24 protein-coding genes and 1 other annotated feature are annotated in these 23,571 nt (G+C 57.0%); of the genes, 23 read left to right on the forward strand and 1 reads right to left on the reverse strand.

The window, feature by feature from the left end; translation table 11 throughout:
• Window positions 1–139 precede the first annotated feature (139 nt).
• The gene (locus B0B07_RS10345) at window positions 140–1,837 is read left to right on the forward strand and encodes a hypothetical protein (RefSeq protein WP_076758759.1); all 1,698 of its coding nucleotides are present in this window, start codon (window positions 140–142) and stop codon (window positions 1,835–1,837) included.
• A gap of 296 nt (window positions 1,838–2,133) precedes the next feature.
• Here B0B07_RS10345 and B0B07_RS10350 read toward each other — a convergent pair whose 3' ends face one another.
• Window positions 2,134–2,736, reverse strand: coding sequence for a GNAT family N-acetyltransferase (locus tag B0B07_RS10350; RefSeq protein WP_076759255.1), 603 nt, complete (start codon window positions 2,734–2,736; stop codon window positions 2,134–2,136).
• A 359-nt stretch (window positions 2,737–3,095) separates the two neighbouring features.
• On the opposite strand from B0B07_RS10350, the gene B0B07_RS10355 reads away from it, so the two are divergent.
• From B0B07_RS10355 to B0B07_RS10460, 22 genes are all read left to right on the forward strand, one after another.
• The gene (locus tag B0B07_RS10355) at window positions 3,096–3,617 is read left to right on the forward strand and encodes a CtsR family transcriptional regulator (RefSeq protein ID WP_076758761.1); all 522 of its coding nucleotides are present in this window, start codon (window positions 3,096–3,098) and stop codon (window positions 3,615–3,617) included.
• A 34-nt stretch (window positions 3,618–3,651) separates the two neighbouring features.
• The gene (locus tag B0B07_RS10360; RefSeq protein WP_076758762.1) at window positions 3,652–4,200 is read left to right on the forward strand and encodes a UvrB/UvrC motif-containing protein; all 549 of its coding nucleotides are present in this window, start codon (window positions 3,652–3,654) and stop codon (window positions 4,198–4,200) included.
• Window positions 4,187–5,266, forward strand: coding sequence for a protein-arginine kinase McsB (locus tag B0B07_RS10365; RefSeq protein ID WP_234982363.1), 1,080 nt, complete (start codon window positions 4,187–4,189; stop codon window positions 5,264–5,266). The genes B0B07_RS10360 and B0B07_RS10365 overlap by 14 nt, the downstream gene beginning before the upstream one ends.
• A 211-nt stretch (window positions 5,267–5,477) precedes the next feature.
• Window positions 5,478–7,943 carry an ATP-dependent protease ATP-binding subunit ClpC gene (clpC, locus tag B0B07_RS10370; RefSeq protein WP_076758765.1) on the forward strand — a complete coding sequence of 822 codons (2,466 nt, stop codon included), beginning with the start codon at window positions 5,478–5,480 and terminating at the stop codon, window positions 7,941–7,943.
• 83 nt (window positions 7,944–8,026) lie between these two features.
• The gene (gene radA / locus B0B07_RS10375; protein ID WP_076758767.1) at window positions 8,027–9,397 is read left to right on the forward strand and encodes a DNA repair protein RadA; all 1,371 of its coding nucleotides are present in this window, start codon (window positions 8,027–8,029) and stop codon (window positions 9,395–9,397) included.
• A 246-nt stretch (window positions 9,398–9,643) separates the two neighbouring features.
• Complete coding sequence (locus B0B07_RS10380) at window positions 9,644–10,729, forward strand: PIN/TRAM domain-containing protein (protein WP_076758768.1); 1,086 nt, start codon at window positions 9,644–9,646, stop codon at window positions 10,727–10,729.
• Window positions 10,730–10,780: 51 nt separating this feature from the next.
• The gene (gene ispD / locus B0B07_RS10385) at window positions 10,781–11,488 is read left to right on the forward strand and encodes a 2-C-methyl-D-erythritol 4-phosphate cytidylyltransferase (RefSeq protein WP_076758770.1); all 708 of its coding nucleotides are present in this window, start codon (window positions 10,781–10,783) and stop codon (window positions 11,486–11,488) included.
• Window positions 11,485–11,961, forward strand: a complete 477-nt coding sequence (gene ispF, locus B0B07_RS10390) for a 2-C-methyl-D-erythritol 2,4-cyclodiphosphate synthase (protein ID WP_076758771.1) — start codon at window positions 11,485–11,487, stop codon at window positions 11,959–11,961. Before ispD ends, ispF begins: the two co-directional genes overlap by 4 nt.
• A 650-nt stretch (window positions 11,962–12,611) precedes the next feature.
• Window positions 12,612–14,069: a glutamate--tRNA ligase gene (gltX, locus tag B0B07_RS10395; protein ID WP_076758773.1), complete on the forward strand. Its 1,458-nt coding sequence runs from the start codon at window positions 12,612–12,614 to the stop codon at window positions 14,067–14,069.
• A 506-nt stretch (window positions 14,070–14,575) separates the two neighbouring features.
• Window positions 14,576–15,241 carry a serine O-acetyltransferase gene (gene cysE / locus B0B07_RS10400; protein WP_076758774.1) on the forward strand — a complete coding sequence of 222 codons (666 nt, stop codon included), beginning with the start codon at window positions 14,576–14,578 and terminating at the stop codon, window positions 15,239–15,241.
• Window positions 15,241–16,644 carry a cysteine--tRNA ligase gene (cysS, locus tag B0B07_RS10405; protein WP_076758776.1) on the forward strand — a complete coding sequence of 468 codons (1,404 nt, stop codon included), beginning with the start codon at window positions 15,241–15,243 and terminating at the stop codon, window positions 16,642–16,644. Before cysE ends, cysS begins: the two co-directional genes overlap by 1 nt.
• A gap of 5 nt (window positions 16,645–16,649) precedes the next feature.
• Window positions 16,650–17,069: a Mini-ribonuclease 3 gene (locus B0B07_RS10410; RefSeq protein ID WP_076759256.1), complete on the forward strand. Its 420-nt coding sequence runs from the start codon at window positions 16,650–16,652 to the stop codon at window positions 17,067–17,069.
• Window positions 17,066–17,824: a 23S rRNA (guanosine(2251)-2'-O)-methyltransferase RlmB gene (gene rlmB, locus B0B07_RS10415; protein WP_076758777.1), complete on the forward strand. Its 759-nt coding sequence runs from the start codon at window positions 17,066–17,068 to the stop codon at window positions 17,822–17,824. Before B0B07_RS10410 ends, rlmB begins: the two co-directional genes overlap by 4 nt.
• The gene (locus B0B07_RS10420; protein WP_076758779.1) at window positions 17,824–18,333 is read left to right on the forward strand and encodes an NYN domain-containing protein; all 510 of its coding nucleotides are present in this window, start codon (window positions 17,824–17,826) and stop codon (window positions 18,331–18,333) included. The genes rlmB and B0B07_RS10420 overlap by 1 nt, the downstream gene beginning before the upstream one ends.
• Window positions 18,334–18,402: 69 nt before the next feature.
• Window positions 18,403–19,053, forward strand: coding sequence for an RNA polymerase sporulation sigma factor SigH (gene sigH / locus B0B07_RS10425; protein WP_076758780.1), 651 nt, complete (start codon window positions 18,403–18,405; stop codon window positions 19,051–19,053).
• Window positions 19,054–19,264: 211 nt separating this feature from the next.
• The gene (gene secE / locus B0B07_RS10430) at window positions 19,265–19,450 is read left to right on the forward strand and encodes a preprotein translocase subunit SecE (protein WP_076758782.1); all 186 of its coding nucleotides are present in this window, start codon (window positions 19,265–19,267) and stop codon (window positions 19,448–19,450) included.
• A 95-nt stretch (window positions 19,451–19,545) separates the two neighbouring features.
• Complete coding sequence (nusG, locus tag B0B07_RS10435; protein ID WP_076759258.1) at window positions 19,546–20,079, forward strand: transcription termination/antitermination protein NusG; 534 nt, start codon at window positions 19,546–19,548, stop codon at window positions 20,077–20,079.
• A gap of 168 nt (window positions 20,080–20,247) precedes the next feature.
• Window positions 20,248–20,673: a 50S ribosomal protein L11 gene (gene rplK, locus B0B07_RS10440; RefSeq protein WP_144264341.1), complete on the forward strand. Its 426-nt coding sequence runs from the start codon at window positions 20,248–20,250 to the stop codon at window positions 20,671–20,673.
• A 121-nt stretch (window positions 20,674–20,794) separates the two neighbouring features.
• Window positions 20,795–21,496: a 50S ribosomal protein L1 gene (rplA, locus tag B0B07_RS10445; RefSeq protein ID WP_076758785.1), complete on the forward strand. Its 702-nt coding sequence runs from the start codon at window positions 20,795–20,797 to the stop codon at window positions 21,494–21,496.
• Window positions 21,497–21,537: 41 nt separating this feature from the next.
• Window positions 21,538–21,692: a sequence feature (ribosomal protein L10 leader region), on the forward strand.
• Between the two features lie 34 nt (window positions 21,693–21,726).
• Window positions 21,727–22,227, forward strand: coding sequence for a 50S ribosomal protein L10 (rplJ, locus tag B0B07_RS10450; RefSeq protein ID WP_076758786.1), 501 nt, complete (start codon window positions 21,727–21,729; stop codon window positions 22,225–22,227).
• Between the two features lie 68 nt (window positions 22,228–22,295).
• Window positions 22,296–22,655: a 50S ribosomal protein L7/L12 gene (rplL, locus tag B0B07_RS10455; RefSeq protein WP_076758788.1), complete on the forward strand. Its 360-nt coding sequence runs from the start codon at window positions 22,296–22,298 to the stop codon at window positions 22,653–22,655.
• A 204-nt stretch (window positions 22,656–22,859) separates the two neighbouring features.
• Complete coding sequence (locus B0B07_RS10460) at window positions 22,860–23,462, forward strand: class I SAM-dependent methyltransferase (protein WP_076758789.1); 603 nt, start codon at window positions 22,860–22,862, stop codon at window positions 23,460–23,462.
• Window positions 23,463–23,571 lie beyond the last annotated feature (109 nt).

The following is a 23,571-nucleotide window of genomic DNA, read 5'->3' on the forward strand; positions in this document are numbered from 1 at the left end:
ATCTTAAAATCCTCCATGCAGCGGTCAGCCGGCCGGAGGACACCGGGCGATTCCGGAAAAGAAATATTCCAGATCCTGAAACGCTACACCCTTTCCGTCCGTAAAAGAAACAGAGAATCCAACGAAATGAGGCTCACCTATGATCAACCTACTATTATTCTCCATCATTTCAGGGCTTGTGCTGGCACTGCTTGCTGTGCCGTTCCGGATGAGCCGGAACGTGAAGGAAGCGGGGAAGACGACCGTCACGCAGGTGAAGACCGCGCGGATCCTGGTCGGAACGGCAATTACAGCGATGGTGCTGGTCTTTGCCGTGTATTATGCAACGAATATGGACAGGAACTGGACATCGCTCTGGCCGGCGGTTCTTGCAGCCGCACTGGTCGGCGCCGCCCTCTCCGGTGGAAGTGAGCGGAAGGGGAGGACGTTGCTGTCGCTTGCGGCGCTTGTCTTCGCCGCTTATGTGCTCACTGCACCGCTCTTTAACGCAGACGGGAAATACAAAGCGGTAGAGATGGATGAAGATGTGGAGATTGCGGCATTCGACGAAACGAAGACACCGGCGAGCGTGCCGCCGAAGTTTGCGCGGAACAAGATGAAGAAGGCGTTCGGACAGGTGCCGAACACGAGTTACTACGAACTTGGAAAGCTGCAGATCCAGACGGTGGACGGGGAGTTCGTCTACATCGCGCCGGTCGAGTTCGCAGGTTTCTTCAAGTGGATGAATGCAGATACGGTGCCGGGTTATTTCACGATGAGTGCGACCGACTCGGCAGACAATCCGAAATTCGTGAAGACGGAGATGGCTTACACGCCATCGTCCTATTTCCATAAGAATGTCGAACGGCATATGAGGAACGCCGAGCCGGGCCTGATTTATTATGGGGATGTTCAGCTCGAAGTCGATGACGACGGCAAACCCCACTACATCCGGTCCTACGGGGAATTCATCTCCGCACGAAACGGGTTTGACGTGAAGGGGGTCGTCGTCACCGATCCTGAAAGCGGGAAGACGGAGCGGTTTGCGCTCGGCGACATTCCGGAATACATCGACGGTGCCGTTTCACCGGAGGCCGTCAGCCTGGCGAACAGTTACTACGGAAATTATGTCCACGGTTTCTGGAATTCGAAGTTCGGGAAAAAAGACGTGAAACTGCCGTCCGACGAGGGCGTAGAGGCAAGTGTCAGCCCTGTTTTCGATGAGAAGGGGCATATGTTCTACTTCACCGATTTCACGAGTCCGAAAGAGGAAGTCGATTCGATGCTCGGGTATGCGCTCACGGATGCACGGACCGGGGAGGCGACTTATTATACCGGGAACCTGGAAGAGTCCTACATGGATTCTGCCGGTGCCCTCCAGATCATCGAGAAAAAGTTCATCGAGAAGAAATGGACGGGCGAGATGCCCGTGCTCTACAACTTCTACGGGGAGGCGAGCTGGCTGACACCGGTGCTTGACTCGAACGGCTTCCTGCAGAACTACTTTATCGTCTCGGCGGCAAATCCCGAGATCTCGGTGTATGCCAACTCCCCGAACGAAGCGCTGAAGCTTTACAAGACGGCGCTGCAGCGCGGCGGTTCGACCGTCGACGGCTCGTCGGATGCCGAAGAGGCGAAGGCGGAAGTGACCGTCAAGCGGGTCTACAAGGAACGCGCTGGAGATTTCACGCTCGTTTCCGTCCTTGCCGATGACGGGCGGAACTTCCTCGCCTCGACCGAATCCGTTCCGCTCGCGGTCTACATCGAAGAAGGTGATCGGCTGACCGTCACCTATCTCGAAACCGGCGAGCTGTTCCTCCCGGTGAAGGATCTCAACAACCTCTCGATCGGGGAATGAGGATTGCAGCGGGTGACCGGGACATTTTCTGGTGAAACTGATCAAATAAAAACTGCAGACAAGGAGGAGAACCTCGCTTTGTCTGCAGTCCGGCTGGTCTGTCAGGATAGTGCTGACAGACCCCGCATGACAGAAAAAAGCAAGGACACCGGGCGGCTCCTGCGGGATAGCCGGTTGTCCGAGGTCCCTCACGGCTGCAAGCCGGGGGAAGCTCGGCGACTGGCCCGCGGATAGCAACCAGTGTCCTTGCTTTTTATGTTGAGAAGCTGAACTTAAGACGGCCCCGTTTTATGGATTCAAACAGAAGCCGCAAAAGGCTGAAGGATGTCGTCTTTCCGTTCCTGCTCCCGGTGGAAATCAAACACATCGTCTGCAGGCTCGTATGATTTTCCGTAGAAGTCGGCATCCTTAAATGTGTGGATCTCCTCGTAAGTGCGGCGCATGCCGTCAAAAATCGCCTGTTCGACCGTATCTTCATCAGCCTGATCCGGCGACCAGTAGAGGATCTCCAAGTCATTTTTCTCTCCCGTGGCGAGTGACCGGCGGCTGTAGCCGATGCGGCGGGCGTGGTTGAAGCCTTCGCGTGCATAGAACTTGAGCCGCTTCGCTGTATCGGTGTCCGAATAGTCGACGGGCTCGACCTCCAGGATGATCGGTTTGCCTTTTTCCTTCAATTTGCGGATGAGTTTGCCGCCAAGACCCTGGCCGCGCGACTCCGAGGACACATACAGATAATCCACGAAAAGAAAATCATCGAACTCTGCGTACATGAGGACGTGGTGCGGCCCCTCATCCTTGCCGTAAATGCCTTCCTTTTCTGCGAGCAGTGTTTCCATGTGCTTCCGTGACTTCATTTCTTCAACGGGAAAATACTTGTTCAACTTGTCGTACCAATTCAATGCTTGACTCAAAACTACGATCTCCTCCGGTGTTTTTGGATTCATCCGGGGGTTTTTTGTTTTAGGGGTGTGAAATGAGGAAAAAAACAGATGAGAAAAAAACCTCTTGGCCGCCGGGGAGCGGCAGGGGGAGGACAACCCTCTCAATTGCTGTCCACAACTTCTTCTTTACCCGTCTCCGGCACAGGCAAACCTAAAATAATATAGTTCGTTTATTTGGAAAACGATCGGTCCGGGGATTCCTGAGGGCTCGCAAATCCATTGCAACCTTCCATCCCGCAATGTATAATTAAGTCAAAGATAGTCAAGGTCAGCTGCTGGTTTACTGTACGAGTCAACTGTGAAAAGAGGTGAGACCGTTGCGTAATATATCGGACATCATTGAAGGATATTTAAAAACCATCATCGAAACTGAACAAGACGGCATGGCGGAAATCAAACGGAGCGAAGTTGCAGAGAAGTTCCAGTGCGTTCCCTCCCAGATCAATTACGTCATCAACACACGGTTTACAACCGAACGCGGTTATATGGTCGAGAGCAAGCGGGGCGGAGGCGGCTATATCCGCATCGTGAGGATCCGGCCCCACAGCCGGAAAGAGCTGATCGACCAGGTGATCGGGATGATCGAAAACGGATCGACCCAGTCGATGGCCGAAGACGTGATCTACCGCCTCATAGACGAAGAGGTCCTTTCCAAGCGGGAGGCGAAGATGATGCTTGCCGCGGTGGACCGGCTGACGCTCATGACCCAGCTGCCGGAGCGTGACCTGCTCCGTTCGCGCATCATTAGGGCGATGCTCATGACTCTGAAATATGAAGAAGCAAAAAATACGTCGGCCGCGGACGGCAATACGAAAGACGGTCCCGGCCGGGAAGACTGACGAAACGGTAGACATCCGGAAAGAGGTGTTTGTTTTGATATGTGACCACTGCCACGAGCGGCCGGCATCGGTCGTCGTAACTCAGAGCAAAAACGGCAAGACGCAGGAGCGGCATCTTTGTGATGTGTGCGCCGCCCACTTCCATCCGTTCCAAGGCGATTTTGGAAATGATCCGTTTGGCATCCAGCAGTTTCTCTCAAATTGGATTGTCGGGGCGGCGGCACAGCAGGCGGGCCGGCCGCAGACCGTGGAAGAAGGGGCCGAATGCCCGACGTGCGGGCTGACGTTCAAACGGTTCCTCGAACGCGGAAAGTTCGGCTGCCCGGACTGCTACAGCGCTTTCCGGGAGGAATTGCCCCAGGTGTTCCGGAAAGTGCAGAACGGACATGTGGAGCATACCGGAAAAGTCCCGGAAAGTTTCAGCGGCCGGGTTGCCGCAGAACGCAAGATCGCGGAACTGAGGGGGCTGATGCAGGAAGCGATCGGCTCCGAGGAGTTTGAAGAAGCGGCCAGAGTACGGGATGAGATCCGTCAGCTGGAGCGCAGTCTTGCAGAAGGGGGCGATCAGGTTGACCTCGATTGAGAAATTCCTTCAGAACGCCGTGACGCCCTGGATGGGCAGCCGCGGGGAGCATTCGGACATCGTACTGTCGACACGGATCCGTCTCGCGAGGAACCTGGCCGGCCACCGGTTCCCGCTCGACTTCAGCCGGGAAGAGGCGGAGGACGTCGAGCGCCAGGCGGCAGCCGTGCTGACCGGGGAAGACAATTCATTCTCCTGTATCCCGATGGACAGCATGCCGGCGCTCAAGCGTCAGGTGCTCGTTGAAAAACATCTGATCAGCCCGCAGCTGGCCGATCCGGAGCGCCCGGGGACGGTCATCCTGTCCGACGATGAATCGATCAGCATCATGATCAACGAAGAAGACCATATCCGCATCCAGGTGATCTATCCGGGGCTCCATCTCATGGAGGCGTATGAACAGGCGGATGAGCTTGACGACCGGCTCGAGGCGAAGCTCCCGTATGCGTTTGACGGGGACTTCGGGTATATCACGAGCTGCCCGACGAACACGGGCACGGGCCTGAGGGCATCCGTCATGCTTCACTTGCCCGCACTGTCGATGACGAACAACATGGGGAGGATCGCCCAGGCAGTCTCGAGGCTCGGCATGGTCGTGCGGGGAAGCTACGGTGAAGGTTCGGACGCGCTCGGCAACGTTTACCAGGTGTCGAACCAGATCACGCTCGGCAAGTCCGAACGGGACATCCTCAAGGATCTCCTGGACCTGACCGAGCGGCTCATCGAACAGGAAGAGCGTGCCCGCCGCGCGCTGCTGGAGCGCACTTCGGTGAAGCTCGAAGACCGCATCTGGCGTTCGTACGGCATCCTGTCGAACGCACGCGTGCTTGCGACGGACGAGGCGGCGACCCGGCTGTCGGACGTCCGTCTCGGGATCGACCTCGGGATCATCGAAGGCGTCGACGTGTCGGTGCTCAACGAGCTCATGATCTTCATGCAGCCTGCATTCCTGCAGCAGTTCGCCGGCGAGACGCTTCAGCCCGGTGAGCGGGACGTGTTCCGGGCAAAGCTTATCCGGGAGCGGATCGGCATGGAGCGCGGCATGGAAGACAAAACGGAAGAGTGAATCAACGAAGGGACCGTCTGAGCATATGTTTTGAAAGGCGGTCCTTTACCCGGTACAATGGTCAAAGATAGTCAAAATCAATTTTACGTTCACGGCGGTTTTATCGACCGCCGAAAAGGGGAACGTTGACTTATAGAATCTGATTTTTAACAGGTATCCTGTTCCGCTGCATAGGGTGGGACACCGATTACACAAGAAGAGAGGGATTTGCATGATGTTCAACCGCTTTACGCAACGCTCGCAAAAAGTGCTCCAGCTTGCCCAGGAAGAAGCGATCCGGATGCGCCATGATGCCATCGGGACTGAACACATCCTGCTCGGTCTCATCCGTGAGGGGGGCGGGATCGCTGCCAAGGCACTTGAAGCGATCGGCGTGAACTTTGATACGATTGAAGAAGGCGTCGAGAAGCTCGTCGGCACCGGAACGAAGGAAGTCGGCCCGATCATCCACTACACCCCGCGTGCGAAGAAGGTCATCGAGCTCTCGCTGGATGAATCGAGGAAGCTCGGCCACTCCTATGTGGGCACCGAACACATCCTCCTTGCCCTGATCCGCGAAGGGGAAGGGGTCGCGGCACGGGTACTCGCCAACTCCGGCGTCAGCCTGAACAAAGCCCGCCAGCAGGTGCTCCAGCTGCTCGGCAGCAATGAAAACGGCCAGGGCCAGCCGGGTGCAGGCGGCGGCAATCCGTCCGCAAGCACGCCGACGCTCGACGGCCTGGCGCGCGACCTGACGGAAATTGCCCGGGAAGGAACGCTTGACCCGGTCATCGGCCGGTCGAAGGAGATCACCCGGGTCATCGAAGTCCTGTCCCGCCGGACAAAGAACAACCCGGTCCTCATCGGGGAGCCGGGTGTCGGGAAGACGGCAATTGCGGAAGGGCTCGCCCAGCAGATCGTCAACAACGAAGTACCGGAGACGCTCCGTGACAAACGGGTCATGACCCTTGACATGGGGACGGTCGTCGCCGGCACAAAATACCGCGGTGAGTTTGAAGACCGCCTGAAAAAAGTGATGGAAGAGATCCGCCAGGCCGGCAACATCATCCTGTTCATCGATGAGCTTCACACGCTCATCGGCGCGGGCGGCGCGGAAGGCGCGATCGATGCCTCCAACATCCTCAAGCCTGCGCTGGCGCGCGGAGAGCTCCAGTGCATCGGCGCCACGACGCTGGATGAGTATCGCAAGTATATTGAAAAGGACGCGGCCCTCGAACGGCGCTTCCAGCCGATCCAGGTTGACGAGCCGACCGTCGAGGACACGATCAAGATCATGTACGGCCTGCGCGACCGCTATGAAGCGCACCACCGGGTGAAAATCACCGACGAGGCAGTCGAAGCGGCTGCGAAGCTGTCTGACCGCTACATCTCCGACCGATTCCTCCCGGACAAAGCGATCGACCTGATCGATGAGGCCGGTTCAAAAGTTCGACTGCGCTCGTTCACAACACCGCCTGATCTGAAGGAACTCGAGGCGAAGCTGGACAGCATCCGTTCCGAGAAGAATGCGGCCGTCCAGAGCCAGGAATTCGAAAAGGCTGCTTCGTTCCGGGACAAGGAGCAGAAGCTGAAAGAAGAGCTTGAGCAGACGAAGCAGGAATGGAAAGAAAAGCAGGGCAAGAAAGAGTCTGAAGTGACCGTCGACGACGTGGCACAGGTCGTCTCCATGTGGACCGGCGTCCCGGTTTCGAAGATCGCGGAGACCGAGACGGCGAAACTGCTCAACATGGAAGAAGAGCTGCACAAGCGCGTCATCGGGCAGGACGAAGCGGTCGACGCCGTGTCCCGTGCAATCCGGCGGGCCCGTGCCGGCCTGAAGGATCCGAAGCGGCCGATCGGTTCGTTCATCTTCCTCGGACCTACGGGTGTCGGTAAGACCGAACTGGCCCGTGCTCTTGCGGAAGTGATGTTCGGCGACGAGGATTCCATGATCCGGATCGATATGTCCGAGTACATGGAGAAACACTCGACTTCCCGACTTGTCGGTTCGCCTCCGGGCTATGTCGGTTTTGAAGAGGGCGGCCAGCTGACGGAAAAGGTCCGCCGCAAGCCGTACTCGGTCGTCCTGCTTGATGAGATCGAAAAGGCGCACCCGGATGTTTTCAACATCCTTCTCCAGGTGCTTGAAGACGGCCGTCTCACCGATTCGAAGGGACGCACGGTCGACTTCCGCAACACGGTGCTCATCATGACGTCCAACGTCGGCGCAGAGACACTGAAGCAGAACAAATACGTCGGATTCAACGTCCAGGACGGCAAACAGGCCCATAAGGACATGAAAGAGACGATGCTGTCCGAGCTGAAAAAAGCATTCCGTCCGGAATTCCTGAACCGGGTCGACGAGATGATCGTCTTCCACTCGCTCTCCAAAGACGAACTCGGCGAAATCGTCAACCTCATGGCCGACCAGCTCACCAAGCGGCTTGCCGAGCAGGATATCGAGCTCGTCATCACGGAAGCGGCGAAAGGGAAAATCGCCGACGAAGGTTACGATCCGGAGTACGGTGCACGTCCGCTCCGCCGCGCGCTCCAGAAAAATGTGGAGGACCGCCTGTCGGAAGAGCTCCTCAAAGGTGAAATGCTCGCAGGCCATAAAGTGGTCTTTGATGTCGATGCAGACGGGCAGTATACGGTCCGTGCCGAGGAGCCTGCAACTGCAGGAAATACCAAAGAATGATATAATGATGGAATAAAATGAATGGTTGAGGCATCCCGTACGCGTGAAGCGTCGGGATGTCTTTTCCGTGCCTGGAGGTCCAGATGGCAAAGAAGAAAACGAAATTCATGTGCCGGGATTGCGGATACGAGTCGCCGAAGTGGATGGGCAGATGCCCGGGCTGCGGCGAATGGAACACAATGGATGAGGAAGTCGAGATCGTCTCGAAAAATACGAAGGGGGCATTCCGGACCGGGGTCGGAACGGCTGCCAAAGCCTCCCCGATCACCTCGGTCGAGACGCAGGAAGAGCCGCGTGTTGAAACGGCATTCGGGGAACTGAACCGGGTGCTCGGGGGCGGGGTCGTCCCCGGCTCGCTCGTCCTCATCGGCGGCGACCCGGGAATCGGGAAATCGACGCTACTGCTTCAGGTGTCATCGCTGCTTGCCGAGAAAGGCCGGCGCGTCCTGTATGTTTCCGGCGAGGAATCGGTCCGTCAGACGAAGCTGCGCGCCGAGCGGATCGGGGTCACCTCCCCGGAACTCTATATTTATTCCGAGACGGACATGGAGCACATCCGGCAGTCGATCGACGAATTGAAGCCCCAATTCGTCATCGTCGACTCGATCCAGACGGTGCACCACCCGGACGTCACGTCCGCGCCGGGCAGCGTGAGCCAGGTGCGCGAGTGCACGGCCGAACTCATGCGGATCGCAAAGACGACCGGCACGGCCATCTTCCTCGTCGGCCATGTCACGAAGGAAGGACAGATCGCCGGGCCCCGTCTCCTTGAGCATATGGTGGACACCGTCCTTTACTTTGAAGGGGAGCGCCATCACACATACCGGATCCTGCGCAGCGTAAAGAACCGTTTCGGGTCGACGAACGAAATGGCGATTTTCGAAATGCTCCAGGCTGGTCTGAAGGAAGTGCTCAACCCGTCGGAGCTGTTCCTGCAGGAGCGTTCGCAGGGCGCGGCCGGCTCGACCGTCGTTTGCTCGATGGAAGGGACACGGCCGATCCTCGTCGAGATCCAGGCGCTCGTCACCCAGTCGAGCTTCAATTATCCGAAACGGATGGCGACCGGGCTCGACCAGAACCGGATTTCGCTCCTGATGGCCGTCCTGGAGAAACGGATGAACATGCTGCTGCAGACATCCGATGCCTACATCAAAGTCGCCGGCGGCGTGAAGCTCGACGAGCCGGCAATCGATCTGGCCGTCCTGACGAGCATCGTGTCAAGCTACCGGGACAAGGCCGTGAGCCCGTACGACGTTTTGATCGGGGAAGTCGGCCTGACGGGCGAGATCCGGCGGGTATCCCGGATCGAGCAGCGGGTCCTCGAAGCGAAGAAGCTCGGATTCAAGCGTGCCATCGTCCCGGCCTCCAACCTCGGGGGATGGGACTATCCGGAAGGGATCACCGTCATCGGGGCCAGTACGGTCGCCGAAGCGCTGAACGAAGCATTCAAATGACAGACCCGCCGCCCGAACATGCGGTGGTGAGACAGCATAAGGTAGGACAAGGCGGTTCCGTTGCCATTCGCGGCGGGGCCGTTTTTTCTTTTTAAGAAAAGGGATCAACCGTGAAAATGCGGAACATTGAAAGAGGTGGAACCGTCCTATTCCCATACGCGCAAAAGTGTTTGCCTTCCGGGTCCCCCGGGAAAGGAAGTTCAACGCCTGAACGTGTATAATTTAGGTAAAGGAGGTGAATTCAAAATGCTCAATATTACCGTAAAAATCACGTACGTCCTGATCGGGAGCACGCTCGGCGTCTTATTCCTTCCGTCTTTATTCGATTTCTTTTCCATTACAGAGCCGTGGTTGACCAACGGGTACGCCGCGGCACTCATCGGCGCCATCATCTTTTATCTGCTGAGCCTGTTTCTCGCCGAACCGACCGTGAACTTCATCAGATGGATGGAAGAGCGGCTGCTCAAGGCACCGGTCGCGGATCTGTTGTTCGGGACGCTCGGCCTCATCATCGGGCTTCTTGTCGCCTTCCTGCTCAGCTTTGCGGTCGATGCGATCCAGCTCCCCGTCCTGAAGGATATCCTCCCGGTCATCTTGACGATCCTGTTCGGCTATCTCGGGTTCCAGGTCGGGTTCCAGAAGCGGGAAGAACTGCTCCACATGTTCTCCCGCGCCGGCAGTGAGCGCAAAAAGGCCGAAGAAGAGGCGGCGGTGCTTCCTTCCGAAGCAACCCAGAAGATCCTCGATACGAGCGTCATCATCGACGGCCGGATCGCAGATATCTCGGCCACCGGCTTCCTTGAAGGGGAACTCATCATTCCGCAGTTTGTGCTCACCGAACTCCAGCATATCGCCGATTCGTCGGATTCGCTGAAGCGCACGAAGGGACGCCGAGGACTGGATGTCCTCCGCCGCATCCAGGAAGAGCGCAAGACCGGTGCCGTCATCACCGACGAAGATTTTGATGACGTGCCGGAAGTCGATATGAAGCTCGTCCGCCTCGCAAAGAAAAACGGCGGGGTCGTCGTGACAAACGACTTCAATCTGAATAAAGTATGTGAACTGCACCACGTTCCCGTGCTCAACATCAACGACCTGGCCAATGCGGTCAAGCCGGTTGTCATCCCGGGAGAAGAGATGCGCGTCACCGTCATCAAGGAAGGCAAGGAAGCGAACCAGGGTGTCGCGTACCTGGACGACGGCACGATGATCGTCATTGAAAACGGCAAGAACCAGATCGGCAAGCAGATCACCGTATCCGTGACGAGCGTCCTCCAGACGTCCGCCGGCCGGATGATCTTCGCAAAGCCGGACCTGAAACTGAAAAACTGACGGAATGGAGGCCCTGCGCCTCGCTTTCTGTCTTGATGGAGTGTTGTGAGAGTGGAATATACAGTCATGCTGCCGGCTGCCGGGAGCGGCCGGCGGATGGGCGCGGGAGAGAACAAGCTGTTCCTGCGGCTCGGCGGTGAAGCGATCCTCGTCCGGACGCTGCGCGTCTTCGACGAAGATCCGGACTGCCGGGGCATCATCCTCGCCGTCCGTCCCGATGAACGGGAGCGGATCCGGAAGATGATCGAGGAATCGGGCATCACGAAAGTCTCTGCCATGCCGGACGGCGGGGGTGAGCGCCAGGACAGTGTCCGTGCATGCGTCCGGGCCTTCATCGGTTCGGGCGGCAGCGGGGACGCCGTCGTCATGGTGCACGATGCGGCACGGCCGTTCATTTCCCGGACGGTAATCGGCGAACTTGCATCCGTTGCAGCGGAACACGGGGCCGCCATCGCGGCGGTCCGTTCAAAGGATACCGTGAAGCGGGTGAGGGACGGGCTTGTCGAGTCCACGCCGGACCGCAATTCGCTCTGGCTGGTCCAGACGCCGCAGGCATTCCGGGCCGCCCTTCTTGCCGAAGCGGAGGAGCGGGCGGAGGCGGACGGCTTCCTCGGGACGGACGAGTCCATGCTCGTCGAGCGGCTCGGCTACCCGGTGAGGATTGTCGAAAGCACGTACGACAATGTGAAGATGACTACGAAAGAAGACCTTGCGATCGGCGAGGTCCTGCTGAAACGGCTGGAGGAGGAACACGAATGATCAGGATCGGACAAGGATTTGATGTACATGAATTTGCGGAGGACCGCCCGCTCATCATCGGCGGGGTGACCATCCCGCATGAACGGGGCCTCACCGGCCATTCGGATGCGGATGTGCTGCTCCATACCGTCACGGATGCCGCACTCGGAGCAATCGGCGGGTGGGACATCGGCCACCACTTCCCGGACACCGAAGCCGAGTTCAAGGACGCGGACTCCGCCGTCCTCCTCGAGCGTGTGTGGGCAGACGTCGAGGCGAAGGGATTCCGTCTCGGGAACGTCGACTGCACGATCATGGCCCAGCGGCCGAAAATGGCGCCCCATATCCCGGCCATCCGGGCCCGCATTGCGGAGCTGCTGCACGCGGATGAAGACCGGGTGAACATCAAGGCCACCACGACCGAAAAGCTCGGCTTCGTCGGACGCGAAGAAGGCATCGCGGCCATGGCCGTCATCTTGCTGGAAAAAGAATGAATGACACGCTGCCGGTCCATCCTTAGGGGTGGGCCGGTTTTTTTGTGTTCTGATCGGGGAGTCACAAATCTACGGCCCATATTGCAAATTCGGTGTCCATATTTCAAATTCGTGCTCCATATTGCAAATCCGGTGTCCATATCTCAATTCCGCGCTTCATATTGTAAATCCGGTGTCCATATTTCAAATTCGTGCTCCATATCGTAAATCCGGTGTCCATATCTCAATTCCGTGCTCCATATTGTAAATCCGGTGTCCATATCTCAATTCCGCGGTCCATATTGTAAATCCGGTGTCCATATCTCAAATCTGCGGTCCATATTGCAAATCCGGTGTCCATATCTCAAATCTGCGGTCCATATTGCAAATCGGCCGTCCATATTTCAAATCTGCGTTCCATATTTCAAATTCGGTGTCCATATTTCAAATCTGCGTTCCATATTGTAAATCGGCCGTCCATATCTCAATTCCGCGTTCCATATTGTAAATCCGGCAGCCTGATCTTATATTCACGCATCATACCGATGGCCGTACTGACTTCAATCCGCCCGGTGCCGGATTGATTGCCCCGCGTACCCCCAAACCGCACCGCCTATGGTAAAATGGACAAAGCATAAAACATTCGCACGCACGAACAGGAGGAACCATCCATGACACAGGAAGTCCGTGTACGGTATGCGCCGAGTCCGACGGGGCATCTCCACATCGGAAACGCCCGGACGGCGCTATTCAACTATCTCTTCGCCCGCCACAACGGCGGCAAGTTCATCATCCGCATCGAAGACACCGATGCCAAACGAAACATCGAAGGCGGCGAGGAGTCGCAGCTGCAATACTTGAAATGGCTCGGCATCGACTGGGATGAAAGCATCGATGTCGGCGGGGAATACGGCCCGTACCGCCAGTCGGAGCGCAACGATCTGTATAAGGAACTGTATGACGGACTCGTTGAAAAAGGCCTGGCGTACAAGTGCTACTGCACCGAGGAGGAGCTGGAGGCGGAACGTGAAGCCCAGCAGGCGCGCGGGGAAATGCCGCGCTACAGCGGAAAGTGCCGCCACCTGACGGACGAGGACCGCTCGAAGCTCGAGGCGGAAGGCCGCAAACCGAGCATCCGGTTCGCGGTTCCCGAAGGCCGGACTTACAAGTTCAAAGACATGGTGAAGGACGATGTGTCGTTTGAATCCGGAGACTTCGGCGACTGGGTCATCGTGAAGAAAGACGGCGTGCCGACATACAACTTTGCCGTTGCGATCGATGATCATTACATGAAGATCTCGCATGTCCTCCGCGGGGACGACCATATCTCGAACACGCCGAAACAAATGATGATCTATGAGGCGTTCGGATGGGACATGCCGACATTCGGCCACATGACGCTCATCGTCAATGAAAGCCGCAAAAAACTGTCGAAGCGGGACGAATCGATCATCCAGTTCATCGAGCAGTACGAGGAGCTCGGCTATCTGCCGGATGCGCTCTTCAATTTCATCGCGCTCCTCGGCTGGTCGCCGAAGGGAGAGGACGAAATCTTCTCCCGCGAGCAGTTCATCGAGATGTTCGATGCGGACCGGCTGTCCAAGTCGCCGGCACTGTTCGACAAGCAGAAGCTGACCTGGATGAACAACCAGTACGTGAAGGAACTGCCGCTCGAAGAAGTCGTCTCCCTGTCCCTCCCGCATCTCCAGAAGGCGGGTCTCCTGCCGGATGAGCTGTCCGCCGAACAGCGCGAATGGGCGGAGCGCCTCATCGCCCTTTATCAGGAGCAGATGAGCTACGGTGCGGAAATTGTCGAATTGTCCGCCCAGTTCTTCCGCGACGACATTGAATACGATGAGGAAGCCAAGGCCATCCTTGCGGGCGAGCAGGTGCCGGAAGTGATGACGGCGTTCAAGTCGCAGCTGGAGTCACTCGAATCGTTTGATCCGGCATCAATCAAGGCGGCGATCAAAGCCGTCCAGAAGGAAACGGGGCACAAAGGCAAGAATCTGTTCATGCCGATCCGCGTCGTCACGACGGGCCAGATGCACGGACCGGAACTGCAGGAATCGATCTCGCTCCTCGGCCGTGACAAAGTGATCAAGCGCGTGTCCGCCTACGCGGGCTGAGACGGAGTTCAGAAAAAGGGGACGGGCGGAACGATTGACTTTCCGTCCGCCCCCTGTACAATAGAAAGACAAAAGCAAGTATAACGAAAGCGACGAAGAGGAGAAGTACGTTGCGCATGCTCGACAGAGAGGGCCGCCGCCGGCTGAAAGCGGCCCGGGCCGCTGCGCGCGGAAATGCACCTCGGAGCGCCGGGCCGAAGTAACAGTAGGCCGGCCGGACTGCCTCCGTTACGGGCACCGAGGGGGGAAGGGCATCCGCGCAGCCATCTGCGCCGCCCTTCCCAAACCAGAGTGGAACCGCGCATCCAAGGCGCCTCTGTCATCATGGCAGAGGCGTCTTTTTGTTATCCGGAATGCGGGGGATGCCCCGGAACGATCAAACCGGACAGCCCGGCACGGGACAGTGGCGTTCATTCAATTTCTGCTGTTCCGGCCGGTCGGATCACCTGGATAAAACCCGCAAACTCGCCCCTCGCCTTGCTTAACGATCTTCGGAGGGATCAGAAGTGTTCAAACGAATGAAAGAAGATATCCATGTCGTGTTCGACCAGGACCCGGCAGCCCGAAGCGCGTTTGAAATCGTGCTGACTTATGCGGGCCTCCACGCAGTGTGGGGGTACCGGGTCGCGCACTGGCTGCACCAACGCCGGCTGTTCTTCCTGGCGCGGGCGGTCTCGCAGCTCATCCGGTTCCTGACGGGGATTGAGATCCACCCCGGCGCACAAATCGGACGGCGCCTTTTCATCGATCATGGTTCAGGGGTCGTGATCGGAGAAACGTGCATCATCGGCGACGACGTGACGCTTTACCAAGGTGTAACGCTCGGCGGTACCGGGAAGGAGAAGGGCAAACGCCATCCGACACTCGGAAACAACGTGCTCGTCGCATCCGGGGCGAAAGTTCTCGGATCGATCACGCTTGGCGACAATGCGAAGGTCGGTGCGGGGTCGGTTGTCCTGAAAGACGTTCCGCCGAATTCGACCGTTGTCGGAATCCCGGGAACGATCGTCGTGCAGAACGGCGTCAAGGTGACGAAGAAGCTCGACCATGACAATCTCCCGGACCCGGTGAAGGATAAATGTGACATGCTGGAACGGAAAATCGCCGTGTTGCAGGAAGAAGTGGCACGGCTTCGCGAACTGAACAAGGAACAGGTGAAGGAGGAGCAATGATGGGCATCGAAATTTACAACACACTGACGAGGAAAAAGGAGCCGTTCGTCCCGATCGAGGAAGGGAAAGTGAAGATGTATGTGTGCGGTCCGACCGTTTACAACTACATCCACATCGGGAATGCACGGCCGGTCATCGTCTATGACACGGTCCGCAATTATCTGGAGTATAAAGGCTTCGACGTGAATTACGTGTCGAATTTCACCGACGTCGACGACAAGATTATCAAAACCGCGAATGAGCTCGGCGAAGAGGTCGGCGAGCTGACGGAGCGGTTCATCGGGGCTTACTTTGCAGACATCGAGGCCCTCGGCTGCCGGCATGCGGATGAGCATCCGCGCGTCACGGAACATATCGATGACATCATCGCCTTCATCACGGTCCTGATCGACAAGGGCTATGCGTACGAGTCCGAAGGAGACGTTTACTACCGGACACGCAAATTCGACGGTTACGGCAAACTCTCCCACCAGTCGATCGATGAACTGAAGGTCGGCGCCCGCATCCATCCGGGAGAAAAGAAGGACGACGCACTTGATTTTACACTCTGGAAGTCGGCGAAGCCGGGCGAGATCTCGTGGGACAGTCCGTGGGGCAAGGGGCGGCCGGGCTGGCACATCGAATGCTCCGTCATGGCACGCGAAGTGCTCGGCGACACGATCGACATCCATGCCGGCGGCCAGGATCTCACCTTCCCGCACCATGAGAACGAAATTGCCCAGAGCGAAGCGCACAATGACAAGACATTCGCCAACTACTGGATGCACAATGGCTACATCAACATCGACAATGAAAAAATGTCGAAATCACTCGGAAACTTCGTGCTCGTGAACGACATCCGCAAAAAGGTCGATCCGGAAGTCCTCCGATTCTTCATGCTGTCGGTCCATTACCGCAATCCGATCAACTTCTCTGAAGAACTGATCGAGAGTGCCGCAAACGGACTCGACCGGCTCCGTACCGCTTTCCGGAACGTTTCGCACCGGTTGGAGACGACCGCGGACAACGGTGACCAGACAGACATCTGGCTTTATAAGATCGGCAAAGCGCGCAAGGCGTTCGAGGAAGCGATGGATGATGACTTCAATACGGCCAATGCAATTTCGGTCCTGTTTGACCTCGCCCGTCTGTCGAATACGTACCTCAACGAAAAGAACACCGAACGCGCGGTGCTCGAAGCTTTCCGCGGCACGCTCCCGGAACTGGCCGGCGTTCTCGGACTCCGGCTCGGGGATGCGCAGGCGGAGTTTCCGTCCGAAGACATCGAGGCGCTCATCGAAGAGCGGGAGCAGGCCCGGAAGAACCGTGATTTCGCGCGGGCCGACGAAATCCGTGATGAACTTCTCGATCAGGGGATCGTCCTTGAAGATACACGGCAGGGCGTCCGTTGGAAAAGGGGCTGATCCGGATGGCCGCGATCACAGAATCCGATATCCGGCAGCTCAACGCCCTGACGCTCGCCTACATGGGCGACGCCGTCTATGAACAGGCGGTGAGGGAGCACCTCATCCGTTCCGGCAGGGTCAAGCCGAACACGCTGCACAGGCTCGCGACGAACTACGTGTCCGCCGTCGCCCAGGCCTCCGCGGTGCGCGCGATGGAGGCGGACGGCTTTCTCTCGGAAGGAGAACTGGCCGTTGTGCGGCGGGGGCGCAACGCAAAGTCCGGACACTCGCCGAAAAGCACGGATATCCAGACATACAACTACAGTTCCGCATTCGAAGCGCTTGTCGGCTGGCTCTACCTGCTCGGCCGCACCGAACGGCTCGGCGAAGTAATCGGCCGTGCGATCAGCCACGCCGAGGCGGAGAGGGAGGACGGACGATGACCAACAGGGAAGAAGAAATCATTGCGGGCCGCAATCCCGTGCTTGAAGCACTCCGGTCGGGGCGCGAGCTCAATAAAATCTGGCTGGCGGAAGGCATGCAGAAATCCGGCTCGGCCGATATCCGGCGGATGGCGAAGGAAGCCGGCGTCGTCGTCCAGCAAGTACCGAAAAAGAAGCTCGATCAGCTAACCGAACTCACGCACCAGGGGGTTGCGGCAAGTGTTGCGGCCTACGGCTATGCGGAGCTCGATGACTTGTTCAAGCGGGCGGAAGAAGCGGGCGAAGACCCGTTCTTCATCATCCTGGACGAGCTCGAAGACCCGCATAACCTCGGATCCATCCTCAGGACGGCCGATGCCTCGGGCGCGCACGGCATCATCATTCCGAAGCGGCGTTCGGTCGGACTCACCGGGGTCGTCGCGAAAGCCTCGACAGGTGCGATCGAGCACGTGCCGGTCGTGCGGGTCGGCAATCTTGCGCGCACGGTCGATGACCTGAAGGAACGCGGCGTCTGGATCGCCGGGACGGATGCAAAGGGAACGGCGGATTACCGCGACATGGACGCCGGTCTGCCGCTCGCAGTCATCATCGGCAGCGAAGGACGGGGAATGTCGAGGCTTCTTGTCGAAAAATGCGATTTCCTCTACAGCCTGCCGATGGTCGGACATGTCAACTCGCTCAACGCCTCCGTCGCAGCGGCGCTCCTGATGTACGAAGTCCTCCGGAAAAGGAAACCCGCAGCAGGGCAAGGATGATGGACGTTCTGCTTGTCGACGGCTACAACATCATCGGCGCATGGCCGGAGCTGAAGGCGCTCCGCGAAGTGCGGCTCGAAGATGCGCGGGACCTGCTCATCGAGATGATGGCCGAGTACCGGGCCTATACCGGCTGGCGGGTCATCATCGTTTTTGACGCACAGTTCGTCCCCGGCATCGCGACGGCTTCCCGCCGGCATGACGTCGAGATCCTGTTCACGAAGGAAAACGAAACGGCGGACGAACGGATCGAACGGCTCGCCTCCGAACTCGGAAGCCGCCGCGTTCAGGTCCATGTCGCCACTTCTGATCACACCGAACAGCGTGTGATCTTTGCACAGGGGGCCCTCCGGAAGTCGGCACGGGAGCTGCAAATTGAAATGTCCGGCATCCAAAAAGGGATTGCTGAAAAAGTAAGGAAACTCCAGGAAAAACGCCCGTTTTCAAAGATTCCGCTGTCGGATGACGTGGCTGAAATTTTTGAAAAATGGCGCCGCGGACTAAAATGAACGGTTGACGCTAAAATTTTCCTTCCTGTATACTGTTAGACACTACGTGTGGGAACCGGGGTGATCTGAATGTTGGTAAACAGCCGGGATGAGGCTCATGTTGACGGGTTCGGGGGATTCAGTGATGAACAGCTCGTGGAGATGGCGCATTCCGGGCGCAGTGACGCCCTGGATTTCCTAATCCGGAAGTACCAATATTTCGTGCGGATGAAAGCGCGTTCTTATTTCCTGGTCGGTGCAGACCGCGAGGACATTATCCAAGAAGGGATGATCGGCCTGTACAAGGCGATCCGCGACTTCAGGGGGGACAAGCTCAGTTCGTTCCGGGCATTTGCCGAATTGTGCATCACCCGGCAGATCATCACGGCGATCAAGACGGCGACGCGCCAGAAGCATATTCCGCTCAACTCCTCGGTGTCTCTGGACAAACCGATCTATGACGACGAATCCGAGCGCACGCTTCTCGATATGCTGACGGGGCCGGAGCTGGACGACCCGGCGGATCTGATGGTCCACCGGGAAGAGTTCGACCGGCTTGAGGAAGAGATGAATAATGTGCTGAGCGCATTGGAACGCCAGGTGCTCGCACTTTATCTTGAAGGGCGGAGCTACCAGGAAATCTCTGTTGCGCTCGGACGGCAGGTGAAATCGATCGATAATGCCCTCCAGCGCATCAAACGGAAACTCGAGCAGCACCTCGCTGCGGGCATCGGGCGGTGACCCGGGCCGCATTGACAGCGGCACCCCGCAGGTGATAGGCTGAAGACGGACCGATCCGAGATCGGCGGCCGGGCCGCTCATCTGACCGGACGGCATTAAGATTTCCTGACCATTCAGCTTCGCGGGCCAGCCCCGCTTTTGATCGACGCCGGTGCTTCCGGTGCAAGCATATTCCCCTTATCATTTTTCATTCCGGAGGTTTAGCGATACAATGGGCAAGATTCGCGAGTTTTTCAACGGCGTCGTTTCGGAAATGCGGAAGGTCAGCTGGCCGAAGCGCAAGGAACTGACGCGATATACAGTTGTTGTGCTGTCTACGGTCATTGTCATGGCGGTATTCTTTGCATTGGTCGATCTCGGCATTTCGACCGTTTTCCGCTGGTTCCTGAAAGCCTGATGTGAATAGATTTTTGTAGAATAGCCCGTCTGGTCGTTCGAGCGGGCTTTTTCATTTTGACCGAAAAGGGAGGGACGGACGGCCAGTCCGCTACGATGGAGAAAAATTGGTTTGTGGTGCACACTTACTCGGGATATGAGAACAAGGTGAGGACCAACCTTGAAAAGCGCGTCGACACGATGGGGATGCAAGACAAAATCTTCCGGGTCGTCGTTCCCGAGGAAGAAGAGATCGACTATAAGGACGGCAAGAAACGTGCCGTCATGCGCAAGACGTTCCCGGGATATGTGCTCGTGGAAATGATCATGACGGACGACTCGTGGTATGTCGTCCGCAATACGCCGGGTGTCACCGGCTTCATCGGCTCTTCCGGCGGCGGGGCGAAACCGACGCCGCTCATGCCGGAAGAAGTGGACTTCATCCTCCGCCAGATGGGCATGAAGGAAGGCAAAGTCGAGATGGACGTGGCGGAAGGCGATCTCGTGGAAGTGCTGGAAGGGCCGTTTGCGAACTTCCAGGGACGCATCGAGGAAGTCGATGCCGCAAAAGGAAAAGTCAAGGTGGCCGTGGAAATGTTCGGCCGCGAAACGAAAATGGAACTCGATTTCGTACAAATCCGGAAAATTTGACCGGCTGGTGCTTGCAAGAAGCCGGCAATAATGGTATCATTCCAAAGGTCAGGCCGAAAATCGGCCTGTGCGGATTAACCGTATTCTACCGGCCCCGTGCCGGCAGACACATATTGAGTGGGAGGGGCAACCCTATTACCACATCACGGACTTAAGGAGGTGTGTCTCGTGGCTAAAAAAGTTATCAAGCTTGTGAAACTTCAAATCCCTGCCGGCAAAGCAAACCCGGCGCCACCGGTCGGACCGGCGCTCGGTCAGGCAGGTGTCAATATCATGGGGTTCTGTAAAGAATTCAACGCCCGGACATCGGATCAGGCAGGCCTCATCATTCCTGTTGAAATCTCGGTGTTTGAAGACCGTTCGTTCACATTCATTACAAAAACTCCGCCAGCAGCTGTTCTCTTGAAGAAAGCGGCCGGCATCGACAAGGCGTCCGGCGAACCGAACAAAAACAAGGTTGCCGTCGTCAAGCGCGACAAAGTCCGCGAAATCGCGGAAACGAAAATGCCTGACCTCAACGCCGCTTCTGTTGAAGCAGCGATGCAGATGGTCGAAGGCACTGCCCGCAGCATGGGCATCACGATCGAAGACTAATTGATTCTTTCACTTGATGTTGTTCTGTTTTGGAGGGTTGCGCACGTTCCCCGTGAACGCCGCAACCCTTATTCGTGGGAGGGTTTATCCGCTATAACCACAATCAAGGAGGAAATTCAACATGGCTAAAAAAGGCAAAAAGCAAGTCGAGGCGGCCAAGAAAGTCGACCGCATGAAGCTTTATGATGTAAACGAAGCAATCGCGCTCGCCAAAGAAACGAGCTCGGTAAACTTTGACGCGACTGTCGAAGTGGCATTCCGCCTCGGCATCGACGTCCGCAAAAACGACCAGCAGATCCGCGGTGCGGTTGTCCTTCCAAACGGAACGGGCAAAACGCAAAAAGTCCTCGTCTTCGCAAAAGGCGAAAAGGCTAAAGAAGCAGAAGCTGCAGGCGCAGACTACGTGGGCGAAGCAGACTTCGTCAACAAGATCCAGCAAGGCTGGTTCGACTTTGACGTAGTTGTCGCAACACCTGACATGATGGGTGAAGTCGGTAAACTCGGCCGCGTCCTCGGACCAAAAGGCCTCATGCCGAACCCTAAGACAGGAACTGTTACATTCGACGTGACAAAAGCTGTCCAGGACATCAAAGCCGGTAAGGTCGAGTACCGTGCCGACAAGTCCGGGATCATCCATGCACCGATCGGCAAGGTTTCCTTCGAAGACGAGAAGCTCGTCGAGAACTTCGAAACGATCTTCGACACGATTCAGAAGGCCAAGCCGGCAGCTGCAAAAGGCACTTACATGAAGTCTGTCAATGTGACGACGACAATGGGCCCTGCAGTGAAAATCGATGCATCCAACGTCGCTGCCAAAAAATAATGTTGACAACAAACCGGTTCATCTGATAAGATAGCCGATGTTGTGAATAATCGTTTGTACCGTAGACAGCAGGGGCGGCCCGCCGCTTAAATGATCCCTGCCGAGGACAGAAGCTATCAACCCTTGATCGGTTTGAGATGCCAATTTCCAGCTCCGTGTCTACATTTATGTGGAACGGAGCTTTTTATTTGCGGTATGAATGAAAATCTTACAGGAGGTGTCCAGCCGAAATGAGCAAAGTATTGGAAGCCAAACAGGCACTCGTTGAAGAAATCGCAACGAAGTTCAAAGAGGCGGCGTCCGTTGTCGTCGTTGACTATCGCGGCCTGAGCGTCGGCGAAGTAACAGAGCTCCGCAAACAGCTCCGTGAAGCAGGCATCGAGTTCAAAGTGTACAAAAACACGATGACTCGCCGTGCCGCTGAAGCTGCCGGTGTCGAAGCCCTCAACGAATACATGACGGGCCCGAATGCCATCGCGTTCTCGAACGAAGATGTCGTCGCACCTGCGCGCATCCTCAACAACTTCGCGAAAGACAACGAAAAACTCGAGATCAAAGCCGGTGTCATCGAAGGCAACGTCGCGACTCTCGAAGAAGTCAAAGCACTGGCGGAACTGCCATCCCGGGAAGGTCTCCTTTCCATGGTTCTCAGCGTCCTCCAGGCGCCGATCCGCAACTTCGCACTTGCATCGAAAGCCGTTGCAGACCAGAAGGAAGAACAAGGCGCATAATCCGGCTGCCTAGCCATCGGACCGCGGCATAGTCCGCAACTATATCGAACCACTAGGAGGAAATACCAATGAGCAAAGAGCAAATCATTGAAGCGATCAAAGAAATGACAGTTCTCGAACTGAACGACCTCGTAAAAGCAATCGAAGAAGAGTTCGGCGTAACAGCTGCTGCTCCAGTAGCAGTTGCAGGCGGCGCAGCTCCTGCAGCTGAAGAGCAAACTGAATTCGACGTTGTCCTTGCTTCCGCAGGCGACCAGAAGATCAAAGTCATCAAAGTTGTCCGCGAAATCACGGGCCTTGGCCTCAAAGAAGCGAAAGCGCTCGTAGACGAAGCGCCTAAAGCTCTCAAAGAAGCCGTATCGAAAGAAGAAGCAGAAGAAATGAAAGCGAAGCTCGAAGAAGTCGGCGCTGGCGTCGAAGTCAAGTAATTCCGAGCCTCACCGTACGACCGAAGAGCCCGTCAGTATCCGACGGGCTTTTCTTTATATGCTCAGAAATCGAGGGTGGGCCAAGGTTCCTTTCCGGGGGAGCTGTCCGTGATCCCGCTGTGCGGGGATGCCCGGCCGTGGCGGGGATCAACACCTTTTTCAGGATATCTGTTTTCGATCAAACACCGATCAGGAGGGATGAAAATGGGCGATCATTATTATTCGAGGGACCCTCATGCGGAGTCGGCGCCGGTCAAGTGGAAGACGGAGCTCCGGGGCATGCCGTTCGTATTCAAGACGGACGCGGGCGTATTCAGCAAAGGGGAAGTGGACTTCGGGTCCCGGCTGCTGGTCGACACGTTCAGGGAGCCTTCGGCCGAAGGTCCGCTGCTCGACATCGGCTGCGGCTACGGCCCTGTCGGCCTGACGGTTGCCCGGCTGCTCCCGGAACGGACTGTCCATATGGTCGACGTCAACAGCCGTGCGCTTTCTCTGGCAAATGAAAATGCCGGCGCAAACGGCGCCGGCAATGTGACGATCTATGAAAGTGACGGAGGTGCGGATGTCCGCGGAACCGGATTCGCTGCAGTGCTCACAAACCCGCCGATCCGTGCGGGGAAGGAGACGGTGTTCCGGATCTACGAAGATGCGCACCGGCTGCTCGCTCCCGGAGGCGAACTGTGGGTCGTCATCCAGAAGAAGCAGGGAGCCCCCTCGACCGAGGCAAAACTCTCGGATCTGTTCGGCAATGTGGAATTGGCAGGAAAAAAGAAGGGGTACCATATTTTTAGGTCATTGAAACATTGACTTGACAAATATGCTGTGATAGCATAATAAGATGCACAATTAAGTTGAGGTCGTATGCCCTTTTGGCGGTTCCGGCAGTGCAGCCGGCTGTCTTTCGTGAAGGCGGATG

Origin of the sequence: Edaphobacillus lindanitolerans, assembly GCF_900156305.1 — a bacterium.
GTDB classification, from domain to species: domain Bacteria; phylum Bacillota; class Bacilli; order Bacillales_A; family Planococcaceae; genus Bhargavaea; species Bhargavaea lindanitolerans.

Coding starts and splice junctions, on each gene's coding strand:
- B0B07_RS10345 (WP_076758759.1), top strand. CDS start 140: ATGATCAACCTACTATTATTCTCCATCATTTCAGGGCTTGTGCTGGCA.
- clpC (WP_076758765.1), top strand. CDS start 5,478: ATGATGTTCAACCGCTTTACGCAACGCTCGCAAAAAGTGCTCCAGCTT.
- radA (WP_076758767.1), top strand. CDS start 8,027: ATGGCAAAGAAGAAAACGAAATTCATGTGCCGGGATTGCGGATACGAG.
- B0B07_RS10380 (WP_076758768.1), top strand. CDS start 9,644: ATGCTCAATATTACCGTAAAAATCACGTACGTCCTGATCGGGAGCACG.
- ispF (WP_076758771.1), top strand. CDS start 11,485: ATGATCAGGATCGGACAAGGATTTGATGTACATGAATTTGCGGAGGAC.
- gltX (WP_076758773.1), top strand. CDS start 12,612: ATGACACAGGAAGTCCGTGTACGGTATGCGCCGAGTCCGACGGGGCAT.
- cysS (WP_076758776.1), top strand. CDS start 15,241: ATGGGCATCGAAATTTACAACACACTGACGAGGAAAAAGGAGCCGTTC.
- B0B07_RS10410 (WP_076759256.1), top strand. CDS start 16,650: ATGGCCGCGATCACAGAATCCGATATCCGGCAGCTCAACGCCCTGACG.
- rlmB (WP_076758777.1), top strand. CDS start 17,066: ATGACCAACAGGGAAGAAGAAATCATTGCGGGCCGCAATCCCGTGCTT.
- B0B07_RS10420 (WP_076758779.1), top strand. CDS start 17,824: ATGGACGTTCTGCTTGTCGACGGCTACAACATCATCGGCGCATGGCCG.
- sigH (WP_076758780.1), top strand. CDS start 18,403: ATGTTGGTAAACAGCCGGGATGAGGCTCATGTTGACGGGTTCGGGGGA.
- secE (WP_076758782.1), top strand. CDS start 19,265: ATGGGCAAGATTCGCGAGTTTTTCAACGGCGTCGTTTCGGAAATGCGG.
- nusG (WP_076759258.1), top strand. CDS start 19,546: ATGGAGAAAAATTGGTTTGTGGTGCACACTTACTCGGGATATGAGAAC.
- rplA (WP_076758785.1), top strand. CDS start 20,795: ATGGCTAAAAAAGGCAAAAAGCAAGTCGAGGCGGCCAAGAAAGTCGAC.
- rplJ (WP_076758786.1), top strand. CDS start 21,727: ATGAGCAAAGTATTGGAAGCCAAACAGGCACTCGTTGAAGAAATCGCA.
- rplL (WP_076758788.1), top strand. CDS start 22,296: ATGAGCAAAGAGCAAATCATTGAAGCGATCAAAGAAATGACAGTTCTC.
- B0B07_RS10460 (WP_076758789.1), top strand. CDS start 22,860: ATGGGCGATCATTATTATTCGAGGGACCCTCATGCGGAGTCGGCGCCG.